16 protein-coding genes are annotated in these 17,462 nt (G+C 71.2%); 5 read left to right on the plus strand and 11 right to left on the minus strand.

Features of this window, described 5'->3' with window-relative positions; genetic code table 11:
* Positions 1–292 precede the first annotated feature (292 nt).
* The 4 genes from LUM46_RS02465 to LUM46_RS02480 form a co-directional block, all read right to left on the minus strand.
* Positions 293–811 carry a mycothiol transferase gene (locus LUM46_RS02465; RefSeq protein WP_274992081.1) on the minus strand — a complete coding sequence of 173 codons (519 nt, stop codon included), beginning with the start codon at positions 809–811 and terminating at the stop codon, positions 293–295.
* A gap of 70 nt (positions 812–881) precedes the next feature.
* Positions 882–2,762 carry a PhoX family protein gene (locus tag LUM46_RS02470; protein WP_274992083.1) on the minus strand — a complete coding sequence of 627 codons (1,881 nt, stop codon included), beginning with the start codon at positions 2,760–2,762 and terminating at the stop codon, positions 882–884.
* Between the two features lie 137 nt (positions 2,763–2,899).
* On the minus strand, positions 2,900–3,925 hold the full coding sequence (locus LUM46_RS02475) for an L-idonate 5-dehydrogenase (protein WP_274992084.1): 1,026 nt from the start codon (positions 3,923–3,925) through the stop codon (positions 2,900–2,902).
* Positions 3,922–5,316: an MFS transporter gene (locus LUM46_RS02480; RefSeq protein WP_274992085.1), complete on the minus strand. Its 1,395-nt coding sequence runs from the start codon at positions 5,314–5,316 to the stop codon at positions 3,922–3,924. The genes LUM46_RS02475 and LUM46_RS02480 overlap by 4 nt, the downstream gene beginning before the upstream one ends.
* A 173-nt stretch (positions 5,317–5,489) precedes the next feature.
* Here LUM46_RS02480 and LUM46_RS02485 point away from each other — a divergent pair, with 173 nt between their 5' ends.
* Positions 5,490–6,200, plus strand: a complete 711-nt coding sequence (locus tag LUM46_RS02485) for a GntR family transcriptional regulator (RefSeq protein WP_274992086.1) — start codon at positions 5,490–5,492, stop codon at positions 6,198–6,200.
* A gap of 308 nt (positions 6,201–6,508) precedes the next feature.
* Here the strand turns inward: LUM46_RS02485 and LUM46_RS02490 are convergent, their stop codons facing one another.
* The 7 genes from LUM46_RS02490 to LUM46_RS02520 form a co-directional block, all read right to left on the minus strand.
* Positions 6,509–8,338, minus strand: a complete 1,830-nt coding sequence (locus LUM46_RS02490; RefSeq protein ID WP_274992087.1) for an HNH endonuclease signature motif containing protein — start codon at positions 8,336–8,338, stop codon at positions 6,509–6,511.
* Positions 8,339–8,631: 293 nt separating this feature from the next.
* On the minus strand, positions 8,632–9,393 hold the full coding sequence (locus LUM46_RS02495) for an ABC transporter permease (RefSeq protein WP_274992088.1): 762 nt from the start codon (positions 9,391–9,393) through the stop codon (positions 8,632–8,634).
* Positions 9,394–9,404: 11 nt separating this feature from the next.
* On the minus strand, positions 9,405–10,259 hold the full coding sequence (locus tag LUM46_RS02500; protein WP_274992090.1) for an ABC transporter ATP-binding protein: 855 nt from the start codon (positions 10,257–10,259) through the stop codon (positions 9,405–9,407).
* Between the two features lie 237 nt (positions 10,260–10,496).
* Complete coding sequence (locus LUM46_RS02505) at positions 10,497–11,339, minus strand: DUF4097 family beta strand repeat-containing protein (RefSeq protein WP_274992092.1); 843 nt, start codon at positions 11,337–11,339, stop codon at positions 10,497–10,499.
* 77 nt (positions 11,340–11,416) lie between these two features.
* Positions 11,417–11,947 carry a toxin-antitoxin system HicB family antitoxin gene (locus tag LUM46_RS02510; protein WP_274992093.1) on the minus strand — a complete coding sequence of 177 codons (531 nt, stop codon included), beginning with the start codon at positions 11,945–11,947 and terminating at the stop codon, positions 11,417–11,419.
* A gap of 116 nt (positions 11,948–12,063) precedes the next feature.
* Complete coding sequence (locus LUM46_RS02515; protein ID WP_274992094.1) at positions 12,064–12,732, minus strand: response regulator transcription factor; 669 nt, start codon at positions 12,730–12,732, stop codon at positions 12,064–12,066.
* Positions 12,729–13,895, minus strand: coding sequence for a sensor histidine kinase (locus LUM46_RS02520; protein WP_274992095.1), 1,167 nt, complete (start codon positions 13,893–13,895; stop codon positions 12,729–12,731). Before LUM46_RS02520 ends, LUM46_RS02515 begins: the two co-directional genes overlap by 4 nt.
* A 211-nt stretch (positions 13,896–14,106) precedes the next feature.
* Between LUM46_RS02520 and LUM46_RS02525 the strand changes: the two genes are divergently transcribed.
* The 4 genes from LUM46_RS02525 (at position 14,107) to LUM46_RS02540 (ending at position 17,366) form a co-directional block, all read left to right on the plus strand.
* Positions 14,107–14,802, plus strand: a complete 696-nt coding sequence (locus LUM46_RS02525) for an ABC transporter ATP-binding protein (RefSeq protein ID WP_274992096.1) — start codon at positions 14,107–14,109, stop codon at positions 14,800–14,802.
* The gene (locus tag LUM46_RS02530) at positions 14,799–16,079 is read left to right on the plus strand and encodes an ABC transporter permease (RefSeq protein ID WP_274992097.1); all 1,281 of its coding nucleotides are present in this window, start codon (positions 14,799–14,801) and stop codon (positions 16,077–16,079) included. The genes LUM46_RS02525 and LUM46_RS02530 overlap by 4 nt, the downstream gene beginning before the upstream one ends.
* A gap of 177 nt (positions 16,080–16,256) precedes the next feature.
* Positions 16,257–16,631: a PLDc N-terminal domain-containing protein gene (locus LUM46_RS02535; RefSeq protein ID WP_274992099.1), complete on the plus strand. Its 375-nt coding sequence runs from the start codon at positions 16,257–16,259 to the stop codon at positions 16,629–16,631.
* A gap of 12 nt (positions 16,632–16,643) precedes the next feature.
* Positions 16,644–17,366: a ZIP family metal transporter gene (locus LUM46_RS02540; protein ID WP_274992100.1), complete on the plus strand. Its 723-nt coding sequence runs from the start codon at positions 16,644–16,646 to the stop codon at positions 17,364–17,366.
* The last annotated feature ends 96 nt before the right edge of the window (positions 17,367–17,462 follow it).

Genomic DNA, 17,462 nt, shown 5'->3' on the forward strand with positions numbered 1-17,462 from the left:
CGGACCATCTTCTCCAGCGCGCGGCTGGTGGCTTCCTCGGCATCGATCCCGGGCACGCGGGCCGCGACCGAACGCACGACGTTGGGACGATGCACGACCCAGTCGTCAATCCGCAGTGCGCGCGCCGCCGTCATCCGGGTGCCCCCTCCCGATCCGCGATAATTCCACCGCGATCGGGAGGACGCACGACGAATCGCACGATGTGCGTCAACGCACGGATTGGTCGGTAAACGGTGCTTTCTGCGTTCCCCGCGGAGCCCCGGCCGAGGTCCGGGGCCCGGGGGAGCGTCAGTCAGCGCACGCGTCGGCGCAGCACCACACCGCGGAGGAACGCAGCCTGGCCGGCGTGCTGCATGTCGTCGTTGACGACGCTGACCAGCCGGACGCCGAGGGTGACCGGCGGGTCCCACGACCCGTCGACCACCCGGTCGAGATCGTCGTCGGACAGGGTGCTCAGGTACCGGGCCGTGCGCTCGTGCACCGCGTCGTGGTAGCCCGTGAGGAGGTCACCCGAGGGCACGCGGACGGCGGAGACCTCGTCGGCGTCGTGCCCGTAGCCGGTCTCCTCGGCCGGGAACGGCAGCCCGAACCTGCGGTCCCAGCCGTCGTCCGACCAGACCTGGCTGGTGCCCGCGGCATCGGCGACGTGGTCGTCCTGGACCCGAGTCAGGTGCCAGACCAGCCATGCGACGGAGTTCGCGTCCTCGTCGACACGGAACGCGAGCTCGTCACCCGACAGCCCGAGGACCGAGCTGTGCACCGCCTCCTTGATCCGGCCGAACGCGTCCGTGAGCAGATCCGTACCGCGCATAGCGATTCCCTCCTGTGCCTCGGCGTCCTCGCCACGATGCCACGGCGCCACCGGGCTCGCCCGCGAAGGGCTAGGCGCCGACCACGCCGCCGTCCTCCCGGGTGATGACGATCGTGGCGGACCGCGGGCGTCCGGTCAGGCTGTAGTCGGGCCAGCTCGAGCTGGCCCGCGGGTTCTCGGGGGTGCCCGAGTCTCCGGGGTGCTGGATGTTGACGAACAGGGACCGGCCGTCCGGGGCGGCCGTGATGCCGGTGATCTCGCAGCGCGGGGGACCGACCAGGAACCGGCGGATGTCGCCCCGCTCGGTGTCGGCCACGAGCATCTGGTTGTTCTGGTCGACGCCATCGACCTGCGGCTGGGCGCCGTCGGTCAGGATCCAGAGCCGCCCCACGGCGTCGAACCACAGCCCGTCCGGTGAGCCGAACGCCTGGTCCGGCGGGACCGTGGCACCGCTGGCCTCGTCGCCGGCGAGCAGGAAGATGTCCCAGTCGAACCGCACCGCGCTCGGGTCGCTGTTCTCGTCGATCTTCATGATGTGACCGAACCGGTTGTTCAGCCGCGGGTTCGCCGCGTCCACGGACTCGGTGCGGGCCGTGTTGTTGGTGCAGGTGAAGTAGACGGCGCCCGTGCGCGGCTGGACGGTGCACCACTCCGGCCGGTCCATCGGCGTCGCGCCCACCGCGTCGGCGGCGAGGCGCGTGTGGACTAGCACCTCGGCCTGGTCCGCGAAGCCGTCGGCCGCGGTCAGGCCCGGCTCCCCATGGACCAGCGGCAGCCACCGGCCGCGACCGTCCTCGTCGAACCGGGCGACGTACAGCGTGCCCTCATCGAGCGGGCTCCGCCCGGCCCGGCGGGCCTTCGCGATCGGCTCCGCGCCCACGAACTTGTAGAAGTAGTCGAACTGCGTGTCGTCGCCCATGTACACGACGGCCTCGCCGCGCCGCCCCCGGACGACGACGGCGTTCTCGTGCTCCATCCGGCCCAGCGCGGTCCGCTTCTTCGGCGTCGACCGCGGGTCGAAGGGATCGACCTCCACCACCCAGCCGAAGCGGTTGAACTCGTTCGGCTCGGTCCGCATGTCGAAGCGGCTCTCGGTGGTGTACCAGGGGTACGGGCTCTCGGAGCCGATGCCGTAGCGCTCCTCGACCGATCCGGCCGGCGGCGGCTGTTCGCCGTAGTAGAAGTACTTGTTGATCGTCTCCTCGCACGTCAGGTACGTGTCCCACGGGGTGGGGCCGCTGGCGCAGTTGTTCAGCGTGCCCAGCACCCGTACGCCCTCGGGGTCCGCGCCGGTGCGCATCAGCGGGTGACCCGCGGCAGGGCCGGTGATCTCGATCGGCGTGGTCATGGTCACCCGGCGGGCGAACCTCGACTCCGCGACCTGCCACCCGCCGTCGCGGTCCTGCTCCACCTGGATGACCGAGACGCCGTGGGCGGCCATCGACTTGGCGGTCTTCTCCGGGGACCAGGAGGCCCGGCCGTCCGTGTGCAGCAGGTTCTCGGTGGTGGCCTCGTGGTTGACGCAGAGCAGGCCCGAGCGGCGGTCCCGGAGCGGGAAGAACCACATGCCGTCGTGGTGGTCCCCGGCCTGCTGCGCCTGGTCGGCCGCGGTGTTGCTCGCGTCCTCGGCGAAGGCCGGCCCGGAGGGGACGATCGGGTGGCCCCAGGGGTAGAGCACCTGGTAGCGGTAGCCGGGCGGCAGCACGACCGCGTCGGCAGTGCTGGGCGCGACGGCGGGGAAGCCGAGCAGCGGCCGCCCTCCGCCGCGGCCCGAGCTCTCCGCGACACCTTCCATGGCACCCTCTACGACACCGGCCGCGGCGGACGGCGCCTGGACCCCGAAGAACGCCGCCGCGGCGGTGGCCAGGCCGCCGGCCATCGCGGTCCGGCGGGACAGACGGAGCTCGGCGAGCTCGGAGATCGACGGCGGACGGGGCGTGTCGGCGTTCACGGAAGGCTCCAACCCTGGATGCGGGCCGCTGAGCGGCCGGGACGCGTGCCACCGTAGGTAGCCGAGATGGCCGGGTCCTCACACCCACGTGAACGACGGCGAAAGACGGCGGAGGCCGCCCCGCGACCGCCGCGGGCTCAGCCGCCGGACAGGTTGATCAGCACCTTGCTGCTGTCCGGGCCCGCGGCCGCGGCGAGCGCCTCGGCCGCCTGCTCGATGTCGAAGCGGTGCGTGACCACCGCGGACACGTCCAGCCCGTCGCGCAGGGCGACAAGGGCGTCACTGATCTCCTCGACGAACCGGTAGGCCCCGACCCACGTGATCTCGCGCGTGACGAGGTCACCGAGGGCGGCGGGTGCCGCTGTGCCCGGCAGGTTGCCGACCTGGACGAGCGTGCCGCCCCGTGCCGTGGCGCGTAGCACGCCGCCGAGGGCCGCAGGTGCGCCGGAGGCCTCGAACACGAGCTCGCAGTCCTCGGGCAGCTGGTCGCCCGAGCCGATGTCGAGGACCCGGTCGGCGCCCAGCTCCTTGGCCACGGCCAGCGAGGAGGCGGAGAGGTCCGCAGCGACGACCGACGCGGCGCCCGCGTGCTTCGCGGCGGCCACGACGAGGCACCCGATGGGGCCGGCGCCGTTGACCAGCACGTCTCGCCCGCGGACGTCGCCCGCGCGGTGCACGGCGTGCAGGGCGACGGCGAGCGGCTCCGCGAGGGCGCCCTGCTCGGTGCTCACGCCGTCCGGCAGCCGCCGGAGCTGGTGGGCCGGGACGGCTCGCAGCTCGCTGAACCCGCCGTCGGTGTGCGGGTGGAAGGCCGCCGAGCCGAAGTACCGCACCTGCGAGTGCAGGTTGGTCCGGCCCGCCAGCCGTGCCGGCAGGACCGACCCGTCGGCGGCCTGCGCCGGGTGCACGGTGACGGGCGTCCCCGGCTCCCAGCCGGTGACCCCCGGGCCGCTCGCGACCACCCGGCCGGCCACCTCGTGGCCGAGCACGAGCGGGTCGCGCAGGACGGCGGTGCCGGAGGCGCCGTTCTTCCAGTAGGACAGGTCCGACCCGCACACGCCGCCCCACTCCATGGCCACCACCACCTCGCCGTCCCGGGCGACGGGGTCGGGGCGCTCCTCGACCCGCAGGTCGCCGGCGCCGTGCACGACGACCGCCCTCATGCGGCGTCCTGCAGCTGCACGAGGTCGCGACCCCGGGTCTCGGGAGCGAGCCGTGCGGCGATCAGGGTGATGAGGGAGTAGACGATGAGCATCGCGGCGATCGGCCACCAGTTGCCGGTGGCGGCGGTGAGCGAGGCAGCGACGACCGGGCCGATGGCGGTGGCGAGGATGCCGCCGACCTCCTTGGAGAGGGCGAGCTGGGTGAACCGCGTCCGGGCCCCGAAGAGCTCGGCCATGGTGACGCTCTCCAGGGCGAACAGGCCCAGGACGCCGAGGTTCAGGCCGGCGATCATGCCGAGCATGAGGCCGGTGGTGGTTCCGCTGGTGATCAGCAGCATCATCGGGAAGGCGAAGGCGATGGTGATCAGGGACAGCGCCGTGTACATCGAGCGCCGGCCGAACCGGTCACCGAGCATGCCGATCACGGGCACGGTGGCGAAGCCGATGATGGAGCCCCACATGATGGCCTCGGTGGCCAGCGCGCGGTCCATCGCGAGAGTCGTGGCGACGTAGCCGACCAGGAAGGTCTGCACCAGCCCGGAGTTGCCGGCCTGGCCGAACCGCAGGGCCAGCGCCAGGAAGAAGGCCTTGCCCTTGCGCTGCTTGAGGGCAGCCTGGAGCACGGGCTCCCCGGCCTCTTCGGCGCCGGTCCTGGCCTCGTCCTGGGTGAGCTGCTCGCGGGAGAGGGCGACGCCGTCCACGACGTCGGCACGGGCCTCGAAGACCGGGCTCTCCTTGACGTTGGTGCGGATCCAGACCGCGAAGATCATCAGCACGAAGCTGAGCAGGAACGGCAGCCGCCAGCCCCAGCTGAGGAGCTGCTCCTCGCTGAGCACGGCCAGCAGCAGCGCCCACAGGGCCGACGCCGCCAGCGTGCCGGAGTTGGTGCCGAGCGACACCAGCGAGGCGACGAGGCCGCGACGTCGGACCGGCGCGTACTCCGCGAGCAGCACCGTCGCACCGGCGATCTCCGCACCCGCGCCGAAGCCCTGGACCAGGCGCAGCACGACGAGCAGGATCGGCGCGGTGATGCCGACCATCTGGTACGTCGGCAGCACGCCGATCAGGGTCGTGGACACACCCATGAGCGCGACGGTGATGAACAGGACCTTGCGACGACCGAGCCGGTCTCCCATGCGGCCGAAGTAGATGGCGCCCGCCAGGCGCGCCACGTAGCCGACGCCGTAGGTGGCCATCGCCGCGATCAGGGCGATGGCCGGGCTGACGTCGGGGAAGAAGATCTGGTTGAACACGATCGCCGCCGCCAGCGAGTACAGCTGGAAGTCCATGAACTCCATGGCGGTACCGAGCCAGCCCGACACGGCTGCCTTGGTGAGGTCCTTGGTGGACCGGGTGACCGCGTTACCCGAGGGTGTCGCTGGTGGGGTCATTGCTGTTTCCGCCATTGGAAGAGTGCTCCTTGCTTGACTGACCGCTTGGCTGACGTCGCTGTCGGGAATGCCCGTCAACTGATGTGTGGCAGGTCTTGTATGTAAGCAGCGTCGACAAGGGGTGTCAACTGTCCGTGGCGTGGAAGAGCGCCGCTTCTGCCTAGACTCCAGCCATGAGGGAAGCCTCGAACCGATCCAACAGGCGCGTCGTCTACGAGACGCTGCGCCGCAAGGTGCTCACCCTCGAGCTGCCGCCCGGCGCGTCCCTGTCGGAGAACGAGCTGGCCGCGTCGCTCGGCGTCAGTCGGACGCCGGTGCGCGAGAGCCTGATCCTCCTCGGCGAGGAAGGGCTGGTCAGGGTGTTCCCCAAGGTCGGGTCGTTCGTGTCGCGCGTCGACGCCGAGCGGGTGGCGGACGCGCAGTTCCTCCGCGAGGCGGTCGAGCTCGCGGCGTTCGACGACATCCCGGAGACGCTCGACCCGGAGCTGGTCGCCGAGCTGCGCGCCAACCTGGAGCACCAGCGGGAGGCGCGGCTCGACCTCGAGAAGTTCTTCGAGCTCGACGAGGCGTTCCACCACGGCCTCCTACGCCTCAGCGGGCACGGCAGAGCCTGGTCGACGGTCGTCGCTGCCAAGGGGCACCTGGACCGCGCTCGCCGACTCGGCCTGCACGAGACGAACGGCATGGGCCGCTTCGTCGACGAGCACCACTCCATTCTCGACGCGGTGGTCGCGGGCGACACCTCCAGCGCCCGCGACAGCCTGCGGGCCCACCTTCGCGCCGTGTTCGACGACATCGAGAAGACTCGACAGCGCTCTCCGGAGCTCTTCGCCACGGACGACGGGTCCGTCCCGGTGCGGCGCAGCATCGCCGTCTGGGAGTAGCTGGCCGCGCCCGGCGAGGGCTGTTGGCGCGGACATCGGGCTCCACGTGCCCAGGATCGTGTTGAGCACCTGGCCGACCGGGTGGGCTTGCCAGGTCGACGGGTGGCGGACTGGCGGGCATGCCGGCTGCGGTGTGTCGGCCGTGATGTCGCAGTGTCGTGATGTCGCAGTGTCGGGGTGGCGTGGTGTGCCGGTCAGGCGGGCTTCGGTGGTTGATGGCCCGAGCGGTCGGCGGGTCCGTGGCTGGCGGCTTCGTGGTCGGGTTAGTGCCTCGCAGTTCTGCGGTCGGTCGGGTGCCCCCGGCGAGGTTAGGCGGCTTCGGCTTCGAGCGGGGGTGGGGCTTCGAGGGCGTCGGGCAGGGTGATGCGGTGTCCGCGGGCGTCGGTGAAGGCCCACCCGGTCTCGATCAGGGCACCCGGGACGGTGCCGCCCGTGGTGGTGCCGGTGGTGGTGGTGGGGCTGTCGGTGGTGGTGCCCGTGTCGGTGGGTTTGCCGGTCCAGTGCATGGTGATGCCTTGGGTGTCGACGAGCTGGTGGTGGTACCAGCACAGCAACGCACTGTTGGACACGGAGGTGTTTCCGCCGTGGGCCCAGTGGGTGATCGCGTGGTGGACCTCGCACCGTGATGGTGGTTGGTCGCATCCGGGGAAGACGCAGTGCTGGTCTCTGGCGATCACGGCTCGTCGCATCTGTCCGGTGACGGTGCGTTGTGCGCGGCCGACGTCCAGGACGGCGCCGTCGGGGCCGAACACGATCCGAGTGACCGCACTGTCGCAGGCCAGACGGCGCAGGAGTGCCCGGGGTGCGCGGTCACCGGTCTCGGTGAACACCGGGCCACCACCGGACAGGAGCCCGGACACCGTCAGGGCGCCCGCTGGGCCTCTAGTTGCTGGGCCTGCGGCTGGCGGGTCTGCGTTCGTCGGAGCCAGACCCGTACTCGCGCCCGGTGCACCTGCACCTGCACCTGTGCTTGTGCCTGCGCTTGTGCCTGCGCTTGAGCGGGGTGCTTCTGCGCCGGTCGCTCGGCCGGGTGTGCGGCTTGGTGTTGTGCGGCCTGGTCGTGCTTGTCCGCAGGTCAGGCACAAGCCTTCGCGGGTACGGGTGGCCTGGGCGACCAGCTCGGTCCAGGACACCGTGACATTCAGGTGCGGTGGGATCGCCGCACCCGGGGAGGCCTGGTTCGTGTCGAGCACCACCCGGGCGACGTCCGCCAGGCCCTGTGCCCGGCGTTGCGTCGAGGTACGCGTGTCCTCCGCTGACGGGGCGCCGAGGATCGCGTTGATCGCTGCGGTGACCAGGAGGCCGTGTTCGTCGGTCAGGAAGCCTGCGAGGTGGTAGCCGCCGAAGGTTTTGGCCAGGTCGAGGAACTCGCCCAGAGCTGCTTTGTCGTCATCCACGTCGTCGGTGTCGGGGTCGGTGATCGTCGCGAACCGGCGTGCCACGATCCGGAACTGGTCCGCGTTCAACGAACCCGCCTCCCGCAGGACCAGACCCTCACCCGTGACCAGCGTCCCGTCCGTGACCGCGTCCTCCAACACTCGCGTGATGAGCTGACGGGTGTGCTCCCCGTCGGGGTCCTGGGCCGGGTCGGGGAAGTCGACCGGCACGGTCTGCACGAACGCCTCCGGGGTGGTCCGCTCACCCGTGCGGGTGTCGATCAGCCACGCCAACGCATCGGTGCGGGTCTCGCTGGTCGGTGCGACCTTGGTCATCACACGGGCATGGTCCGCACCGAGGGCGCCCGCGACCAGGCCTTCCCGCGTCCCAGGAAGCGCCGTGGCCAGGCGGCGGGCCATCGTCATGTCCTTACCCGCCGTCACCGCAGAGATACCTTCCCGGATCCGCAGCCAGGTGGTGAACGCCCGCGCCATCCCGCCCGAGCGCCAGGACCCGTCCGCCTCGATCCTCGACAGCAACGTGTACCGGACTCCGTCGAGGCGGCCGGTCAAGCGGCGGATCCGGGTGTGCGCCTCCATCAGCCGGCCCACAGTCGGCGCGTCCCACCCGTCCAACACCTCCGGATCGGTCAGGACCGCGAGCTCGTCCATCACATTCTCGAACCGGGCCAGCGCACCCTCGATCGACTCAGCAGGCAGGCCAGGGCCGGGAACACCATCCGTCGACGTCGACTGCTCCACCGGACCCCACCCCCCCTCGCCGCCTCTAGTACTCACGTCCTCACTGCGTCTATTATCTCGAACGCCCGTACGCACTGCACGTCGAAGACCAAATCTGTGGATAACCCTTCACGACCTCGTCGCGACGCCCCGGCCGCCATGCCTCTGCTGAAAGGGACCAGGAATCCGACGGACGCGGGCCGCTGATCGGGCCCTGGGCGAGCGGTCGCCCGCGCCGACATGCCACCGTCCCCGGTCGCACACCCAGCGGTGTGCGACCGGGGACCACGGTCGAGCGTCGTGTCGGGGTGCTGTCAGGAAATCTTGCGGCGGTACGTGGACATCGCCACGCCGAAGGCGATGGCGAGGATGCCGACGCACCAGGCCAGCGCGACCCAGACGTCAGAACCGACGGGCTGCTGGGCGAGCAGGTCGCGGATGGCATCCACGATGGAGGTGACAGGCTGGTTCTCGGCGAACCAGCGCACCGGGCCGGGCATGGTCTCGGTGGGTACGAAGGCCGAGCTGACGAAGGGCAGGAAGATCAGCGGGTAGGAGAACGCGCTCGCGCCGTCGACCGTCTTGGCGGACAGTCCGGCGATGACGGCGAGCCAGGTCAGGGCCAGGGTGAACATGACGAGGAGGCCTGCGACGGCGAGCCAGGCCAGTACTCCCGCTCCGGAGCGGAAGCCCATCAGGAGCGCGACGAGCACGACGATCACTATCGAGACCAGGTTGGCGACCAGCGACGTCAGCACGTGCCCCCAGAGGACGGCCGAGCGGGCGATCGGCATGGACTGGAACCGCTCGAAGATGCCGCCCTGCATGTCGAGGAACAGCCGGTACGCGGTGTAGGCGATACCCGAGGCGATGGTGATCAGCAGGATCCCGGGCAGCAGGTAGTTGACGTAGCTGCTGGTGCCTGTCTCGATCGCGCCGCCGAAGACGTAGACGAACATCAGCATCAGTGCGATCGGCGTGACCGCCGTCGTGATGATGGTGTCCGGGCTGCGCATGATGTGGCTCAGGGACCGTCCCGTCAGGACGGCGGTGTCACCGAAGAAGTGCTTGCTCATGGTCTCGTTCCTCACTTGTCCGCGCCGGCGGCGTCGTTGCTGGTGGTGTTGCTCGGTCCGACGCCGTTGGCGGTGCGGGAGGTGCCGACCGCGCCGTCGCTACCGACGACCGCGAAGAACACGTCCTCCAGCGACGGCTGCTTCTCGACGTACTCGATCTCGGCGGGCGGGAGCAGCTTCCTGAGCTCGGCCAGGGTGTCGTTGACGATGATGCGGCCCTGGTGCAGGATCGCGATCCGGTCGGCGAGCTGCTCCGCCTCGTCCAAATACTGCGTGGTCAGCAGCACCGTCGTGCCGCCCTGGGCGAGCTCCTTGACCGCGTCCCACACCTCGATCCGGGCCTCCGGGTCCAGGCCGGTGGTCGGCTCGTCCAGGAAGATCACCGGCGGGTTGCCGATCAGGCTCATCGCGATGTCCAGACGACGCCGCATCCCACCGGAGTACGTGGCGGCCTTGCGCCCGCCGGCCTCCGTCAGGGAGAACCGGGCCAGGAGGTCGTCCGCGATGCGGCCGGGGTTGTTCAGGTGGCGCAGCCTGGCGACCAGGACGAGGTTCTCCCGCCCGGTCAGGACCTCGTCGACGGCCGCGAACTGCCCCGTCAGGCTGATCGACTCCCGCACGTCACCGGCCTGGGTCGCGACGTCGAAGCCGTTCACGCTTGCGCTGCCGGCATCGGCCTTGAGCAGCGTGGACAGGATCTTCACCACGGTCGTCTTGCCGGCCCCGTTGGAGCCCAGCAGCGCGAAGATGCTGCCCCGCGCCACCTCGAACTCCACGCCCTTCAGGACGTGCAGCTCCTTGTAGGACTTCTCGATGTTCTGCACTCGGATCGCGGGCTCGCGGCTCCGCTCGGTGTGCGTGCTCATGTGCTTTCCCTCTCTGGGATGGTTCTGGAACTGGGATGGTTCTGAATGGGTTTTTGGGTAGGGGATAGCCAGGAAGGTGGTTCAGGTGTTTCTCGGGCCGACGGCGGCGGCCCGGGCTCACGCCGGACAGGCCTCAGGGGCCGGCGCCGCATCAAGGCCTCAAGCCAGGGTCAGGTCCACGGGCTCAGGCCCGGCGGGTCGCACGCCCGGCCGGTGGGCAGAGGCGCTCCGGGATGCTCAGGGGCGGCGGACGATGATGTCGCCCCAGCCCGTGCTGGCGTGGATCTCGGCCGTGGCCTCGTTCTCGACGGGGCCCTCCGTGGGGGTCAGCTGGTTGCGGACGGTGCCGTGCTCCGAGGCGACATCGAGCCAGGCGGCGGTGCCCTCGGGCACGTTGGCCTCGATCGAGCCGTAGGACGTGGTGAGTGTGACGCTGCCGGACTCGACGCGGTCGACCCGGATGCCGGCGTGGGCCGACTTCACGCTCAGGGTGCCGCGCACGCGGCCCACCGTGATCTCGGCGTGCGCGCCGACGACGTCCAGCGTTCCCGTCACCGCCCCGACCGTCGTGGTCCCGTTGCTGGCCCGGACGGAGCCCTCGCCGGAGAACTCGTCGATCCGCACGGCGCCGGAGCTCGCCCTCACGGTCGTGGGGCCCGTGGCCCGGCCGACGACGACGGACCCGGCCGAGACCTTGAGATCGAGGCGGGCGGCCTCGTCGACCCTGGCGTCGCCGCCGTTGAGCGTGAGGTCGACGGTGCCGAGCCTGCCCTCGGCGTAGAGCGAGCCGGCCTTGCCGCTGAGGTGCGATCCGGCCGGCAGCTCGATGTTGACCAGCGCGCCGCCGGCCGCGAAGGGCAGGACGTACTGCTTCCAGGAGGACGGGTAGATGATCGTGACGGCGTCGCCGTCACGCTGGACGCGGGTCTCCTCGGCGGCCCGCACGGACCCCGACTTCGACGGGTCGGCGGGCAGGACCGTGACGACCACGTCGTCGCGCTCACCGGCGATGACGCGCAGGTTGCCGAAGGGCACGTCCACGACGACCGGGACGGGGGAGGAGATGGGGAAAGTGGGCATGACGACTCCAGGTGAGGGCGATGGGCGGTGCGGAGTGGCGGTGCGGAGTGGTGTCTACGTGGTGTCGCGGCGGGCGGTCAGCGCACCCAGCCGGTGAGGCGGTTCCCGCTCGGCAGCCCCGGGCCGGTCTGCGGCTCGGGCCGGCCGGTGGGCTGGTCGAGCGCCGCGGCGACCGCCCGGACGAGCCAGGTGTTGACCGAGACGCCCTCGCGAGCGGCGGCGGCCTCGGCCTGGGCCTTGAGGTGGTCGGGCAGGCGCAGGGTGGTACGCGTGGTGGCGCCCGCGTCCGCGTCGCCGCCCGCCGGTCCGGCGGGCGGCAGCGCCGGTGCAGAGGTCGCCGCGGGAGCAGCGGGTGCGACGACGGCGGCCGGTGCGGCGACCACGAACTCGGGCTCCCCGCCGCGCAGCCGCACGTCGACCGATCCGGGTGCGAGCTCCGCGGAGATCTCGCCCGCCGCGGCGGAGAGGGCCTCGAGCAGGACGAGCCGGGCGGCGGCGTCGAGCGGGGCGGTCAGGCGGCCGGCGATCTCGCGCGCCTCGTCCCCGCCGGCGGCGGCCGCGGTGGAGAGTTGGCGCTGCAGCTCGTCGACATATCTCGTCAGGTCCATGACCCCACTATGACACCACTTGTGGTGTCAGTGCAAGACCCAAGGCGTCAAGGATGACACCACTGCGACGCCGAGTGGTGTCGCCCTCGCATCACCGCAGGCCAGCAGCCTGGCACTCAGTGACCGCCCGGCTCGATGAGCCCGTTCTCGTACGCGGCGATGACGAGCTGCGCGCGGTCGTGGGCGCTCAGCTTCGTCATGATGCGGTTCACGTGCGTCTTGGCGGTGTGCGGGGAGATGGCCAGCAGCTCGGCGATGTCGGTGTTGGATCGACCTGTACCGACCAGTGCCAGGACCTCCGACTCGCGCCCCGTCAGGCCGTGCAGCGCGCGCGACGGCTCGCTCGTGCGCAGGCGCGCGGACCGTACGTACCGGTCGATCAGCGTCCGGGTGGCGACGGGGGACAGCAGGGCGTCACCCCGGTGGACCGCCCGGATCGCGGCGGCGATGTCGTCCCGCTCCGCTCCCTTGCCGATGAAGCCGCTCGCCCCGGCGCGCAGGGCGCCGACGATGTACTCGTCCTCCTCGAACGTGGTCAGCACGAGCACCCGGACCGCCGCGAGGTCCGGGTCCGCGCAGATCTCGCGCGTCGCGGCGATGCCGTCCAGGCCCGGCATCCGGATGTCCATCAGCACGAGGTCCGGACGTCGCTCGCGGGCGAGCGCCAGCGCCTGGTGGCCGTCGGCCGCCTCGCCGGCGATGGCCAGCCCGTCGCTGTGGGTGATGAGGTCGGCGATCGCCGAGCGGATCAGTGCCTGGTCGTCGGCGATGAGGACGGAGATCACGGGCGGCTCCCAGGCGTGGCGGTGGGCGTGGGCAGGTCCGCGTCCAGCTCCCAGGAGCTGACGCCGCGTCGGCCGTGGGTGAGCGTGCCGCGCACCGACTCCACCCGCTCGCGCGCCCCGACCAGGCCGTGTCCGGCCGCGAGCGCCGACCCGGTGGCCACGCCGGGGACCGGATTGGTCACCGTGACGTGCAGCCGGTCGGTGAGGTACTCGAGTACGACATGCGCACGGTGGTCGACGCCGTGCTTGTGGGCGTTGGTGAGCGCCTCCTGGATGACCCGCAGCGCGACGACGTCGACCGCGGCGGGCAGCTCGCGTGCCTCGCCCAGCCGGCGGACCGTGATGTCGAGGCCGTGGCCGCGGAACTGCCGCAGGATGTCGTCGAGCTGTGCCAGGCCGACGGGTCCGGTGCTCGGCGAGCCGGGGTCGCGCAGCGTGGCGAGCAGGTCGCCGATCTGCGTGAGCACGGTCCGCGACGCCTGGCGGATGACGGCCAGCGAGTGCTCGGCGTCGTCCGGCCGGTCGCGGAGCGCAGAGCCGGCGACACCGGCGTGCAGGTTGATGACGGCGATCTGGTGCGCGACGGCGTCGTGCAGGTCGCGGGCGATCGCGAGCCGGTCCTCCGCCACGCGCTGGTTGGCCAGCGCCTCCCGGGTCGCCTCCGCACGCTCGGCACGCTCCGTGATCGCCAGGAACTGCTCGCGCTGCACCCGGACCAGGTCGCCCAGCGCGGCGAACAGGAGGACGAGGAGCAGGTACTGCATGGCTCCGCGGCCGACGGCCACCGCGCCCGCGATCGCGACGAGGGCGGCGGTGGGGAGGGCCAGCCACAGGGCCTGCCGGCGGGTCAGCGCGCGGCTTGCGCTGAACGCGGCGATCGCCGCCGCCAGCACGACCCCGGGGTTGAACAGCCCGAACGGCACGGCGAGCCAGACGACTCCCACGGTCGTGGCCACCGTCGTGACGGGCAGCCGCCGGCGCAGGAGGAGCAGCGCGGCGGCGAGGAGCGCGATGACGGCACGGTCGCCCTGCCAGTCCGGGGACATGTCCTCCCGGACGGGCAGCGCGCTCGCACAGACGACGGCGACCGCCGCGACCACATGGCCGACCCACGCGGGTATCCGGTGCGTGGGGCCGTACGGCACCTGGTTGCCTCGCGACATCACGTCCCCTGTCCGGCGGTGCTCGTTCGTGTCCGACCGCGCCGTGCCCAGCATCCCGCACGCCCTGTCCCCGCGCGTCCCGCTCCGGAGGTATCCCGGAGTACCACCACGGCGGTACACGAGAGTCATCGCTGGGCCGATTCGCGTGGCGACGTGGCCGCCGAGAGTTGGTCACGTCAGCATCTCCGGCAACCCGAAGGAGGCGGCCGACGTGGTTTCCCCACTGCTCTCCGTCAGCAACCTGCACAAGACCTACGGCTCCGGCCCCAGCGCCTTCGAGGCGCTCAAGGGCCTGGACCTGGACATCGCCGAGGGCGAGTCCATCGCGATCATCGGCAAGAGCGGCTCCGGCAAGTCGACCCTGATGCACCTGCTCGCGCTGCTCGACCGGCCGACGTTCGGGAGCATCGTGCTGGACGGGACCGACACGTCCAGGCTCTCGGCCAAGCAGCTCAACCAGACCCGTAACAGCGCCTTCGGGTTCGTCTTCCAGCAGTTCTTCCTCAACGCCCAGGCCAGCGTGCTCGACAACGTGACGCTCCCGCTGAAGATCGCCGGGGTCGGCCGCCGCGAGCGCACCGCCCAGGGGATCGCCGCCCTGGCCCAGCTCGAGCTCGACGACAAGGCCGGCAACCGGGCCAACGACCTGTCCGGCGGCCAGAAGCAACGCGTGGTCATCGCCCGGGCGCTGATCAACCAGCCGCGCGTGATCTTCGCCGACGAGCCCACCGGGAACCTGGACACGGCCACGGGCACCGTCGTCGAGGACATCCTCTTCGACCTCAACCGCCGTCGGGGGATCAACCTGGTGGTCGTCACGCACGACGAGGAGCTGGCCTCCCGCTGCGACCGGAGGATCTACATCCGCGACGGTCTGATCGCCGCGCGCGAGGCGGTGGCGGCATGAAGGGCGTCGACGTTCTCGCCACCGCTTTCCGGAACGCCTTCCGGTCCAGGCTGCGCACCAGCCTGACGGTCCTGGCGATCTTCATCGGCGCGTTCACCCTGTCCCTGACCAACGGGCTGGGCACCGGCATCAACCAGTACATCGACGACACGGTCGCCTCTGTCGGGGTCGACGACGTCATGACCGTCACCAAGGCGAGCGAGGAGGAGCCCACCGAGGGCCCTGCCGAGTACGACCCGAACCAGATCGCCACGGACGGAGCGCCCGGTGCGACGGCCACCGCTCTGACCGACGACGACATCGACACCATCGCCGACATCGACGGCGTGGAGAGCGTCGAGCCGAGCAAGAGCGTCCTGGTCGACTACGTCCGGCACGACGACGGGACCAGGTACCAGCTGTCCGTCGCGGAGCTCGTGCCCGGGATGCGGATGGAGCTGGTAGCCGGCGAGCAGGTGGACCTCGACGCCACCGATCCCGAGCTGGTGCTGCCCGAGAGCTACGTCGAGCCGCTGGACCTGGGTTCCGCGGCCGACGCCGTCGGGCAGACCGTCGCGCTCGCCGTCACCGACGCCACCGGCGAGCAGGTGACGACCGAGGCGACCGTCGTCGGCGTCGCCGAACCCGGCGTGATCACCATGGGCGGTGCGGTTCCGAACGACGTCCTCGCGGAGGAGCTCTACGACCTGCAGACCACGGGGGCGCCCGAGGCGGAGACCACCCGGTACGCGGAGGCCTCGGTCTCGTTCGACACGACCGGCGGCGCGGCGCAGACCGAGGCCCTCCAGGATCGCCTGGCCGACGCCGGTTTCACCGGCAGCACGCTGGAGGACCAGCTCGGCACGATCACGGCCGTCATCGACGGCATCGTGCTCGTGCTGAACGGGTTCGCGGTGATCGCGCTGGTCGCGGCCGGCATCGGCATCGTCAACACGCTCTTCATGGCGGTCCAGGAACGGACCCGCGAGGTCGGGCTCATGAAGGCCATGGGCCTCTCGAGCGGCCGCGTCTTCTCCTTGTTCAGCATCGAGGCGGTGGTGATCGGACTGGTCGGCAGCGCGCTGGGCGTGCTCGGCGCCGTCGGCGCAGGGCAGCTCGTGAACAGCGTCTCCGGGGACCTCCTGGCAGACCTCCCAGGGCTGACCCTCATCGCCTTCGACCCGGTGAGCATCGCCACGGTGGTGCTCGGCGTCATGGCCATCGCGCTCCTCGCCGGCACGCTGCCCGCGCTGCGGGCCGCCCGCCAGGACCCGATCTCGTCGCTGCGGTACGAGTGAGGGCGGCAGCCGCCCAGGTCCCCCTCGTGACCTGGGCGGCTGACCCGTCGGCGGGCGGCTCACCCGTTTCCTACGAGGTCGGGAGCCTGGCGCGCGCTTACCGTCGGGCTCTCGGTCCGTGCCGGTCGGCACATCGGGGGTCGAGCCTCATGGAGGACGTCGAGAGTAGGACTGATCATGGACTTCTGGGACTTCTTCTGGCTGATGGTCTGCAGCTTCTTCTTCCTGGCCTATCTCATGGTGCTCTTCCAGGTCGTCGCCGACCTCTTTCGCGACAAGGAGCTCTCGGGGTGGTGGAAGGCACTGTGGATGGTCTTCCTCGTCTTCCTGCCCGTCATCACCGCGTTCGTCTACCTGATCGCGCGCGGCAGGGGCATGGCGCGGCGGCAGAGCGAGCTGGTCGTCCAGGCGCGTTCCGAGACCGAGAACTACATCCGCGAGGTGGCCACCACGGCGCCCGCCGACCAGATCGCGAGCGCCAAGGCCCTCCTGGACACCGGCACCATCACGCCGGGGGAGTACGAGACGCTCAAGGCCAAGGCGCTCGCCTGAGGGGCCCGGCTCATGCTCGCAGCGTTCCTGTGGGGGGCGGTCGGCGCGGCGGCACTGCTGGTCGGTGCCCTCGTCGCCTATGCGGGAGCGCCGAGCCGCCGGTTCATCGCCGTGGTCATGGCGCTCGGTGCCGGGCTGCTCATCGGGTCGGTCGCCTTCGAGCTGGTCGACGAGGCGGTCAAGACCGCTTCGGTAGGTCTTGTGGGACTCCTGACGCTGCTGGGGGCGGCGACCTTCACCGTCGGTGACTGGTGGCTGTCCCGCCGTGGCGGCGGTGAGCGCAAGGACGCGAGCGGGGCCCAGGCTGCCGGGGCTCCGCTCGCGATCGTCTTCGGGTCGGTGCTCGACGGCATACCGGAGTCGTTCGTCCTGGGGCTGACGGTGCTCGAGGGCAACGTCAGCGTCGCGCTGCTCGCGGGTGTCATCCTCAGCAACTTCCCCGAAGGGCTGTCCTCGTCGAGCGGCCTGCGGGCGGCGGGCTGGACGCGGTCGCGCGTGCTGTGGATGTGGTCGGTGGTCATCCTCGTGGCGGCGGTGAGCGCCGCCCTCGGCTACCTCCTGCTCGACCCGGCCGGCGGCCGCACCGGGGCGCTCGCCCAGGGGTTCGCCGCAGGGGCGCTGCTCGCGATGGTGTCGAACACCCTGCTGCCCGAGTCGTACCGGGAGGAGGGGGTGGCCACGGGCTCGCTGGTGGCGGTCGGCTTCGCGGTCTCCCTGATGCTGTCGGCGATCTAGCGGCCGTCCAGCGGCGACCTGGCAGAGATGCGGGTGGGTGGGCCCGGTGCCAGCGTGGACGTGTCGCCGAACGTTCCTACAGCGCACATCCCTACG

Source organism: Promicromonospora iranensis (genome assembly GCF_028994805.1).
Taxonomy (GTDB): domain Bacteria; phylum Actinomycetota; class Actinomycetes; order Actinomycetales; family Cellulomonadaceae; genus Promicromonospora; species Promicromonospora iranensis.

Bases quoted from the DNA above. Each gene is read 5' to 3' on its own strand.
- LUM46_RS02465 (WP_274992081.1), bottom strand. From the start codon at position 811: ATGCGCGGTACGGATCTGCTCACGGACGCGTTCGGCCGGATCAAGGAG.
- LUM46_RS02475 (WP_274992084.1), bottom strand. From the start codon at position 3,925: ATGAGGGCGGTCGTCGTGCACGGCGCCGGCGACCTGCGGGTCGAGGAG.
- LUM46_RS02480 (WP_274992085.1), bottom strand. From the start codon at position 5,316: ATGACCCCACCAGCGACACCCTCGGGTAACGCGGTCACCCGGTCCACC.
- LUM46_RS02485 (WP_274992086.1), top strand. From the start codon at position 5,490: ATGAGGGAAGCCTCGAACCGATCCAACAGGCGCGTCGTCTACGAGACG.
- LUM46_RS02495 (WP_274992088.1), bottom strand. From the start codon at position 9,393: ATGAGCAAGCACTTCTTCGGTGACACCGCCGTCCTGACGGGACGGTCC.
- LUM46_RS02500 (WP_274992090.1), bottom strand. From the start codon at position 10,259: ATGAGCACGCACACCGAGCGGAGCCGCGAGCCCGCGATCCGAGTGCAG.
- LUM46_RS02505 (WP_274992092.1), bottom strand. From the start codon at position 11,339: ATGCCCACTTTCCCCATCTCCTCCCCCGTCCCGGTCGTCGTGGACGTG.
- LUM46_RS02510 (WP_274992093.1), bottom strand. From the start codon at position 11,947: ATGGACCTGACGAGATATGTCGACGAGCTGCAGCGCCAACTCTCCACC.
- LUM46_RS02520 (WP_274992095.1), bottom strand. From the start codon at position 13,895: ATGTCGCGAGGCAACCAGGTGCCGTACGGCCCCACGCACCGGATACCC.
- LUM46_RS02530 (WP_274992097.1), top strand. From the start codon at position 14,799: ATGAAGGGCGTCGACGTTCTCGCCACCGCTTTCCGGAACGCCTTCCGG.
- LUM46_RS02535 (WP_274992099.1), top strand. From the start codon at position 16,257: ATGGACTTCTGGGACTTCTTCTGGCTGATGGTCTGCAGCTTCTTCTTC.
- LUM46_RS02540 (WP_274992100.1), top strand. From the start codon at position 16,644: ATGCTCGCAGCGTTCCTGTGGGGGGCGGTCGGCGCGGCGGCACTGCTG.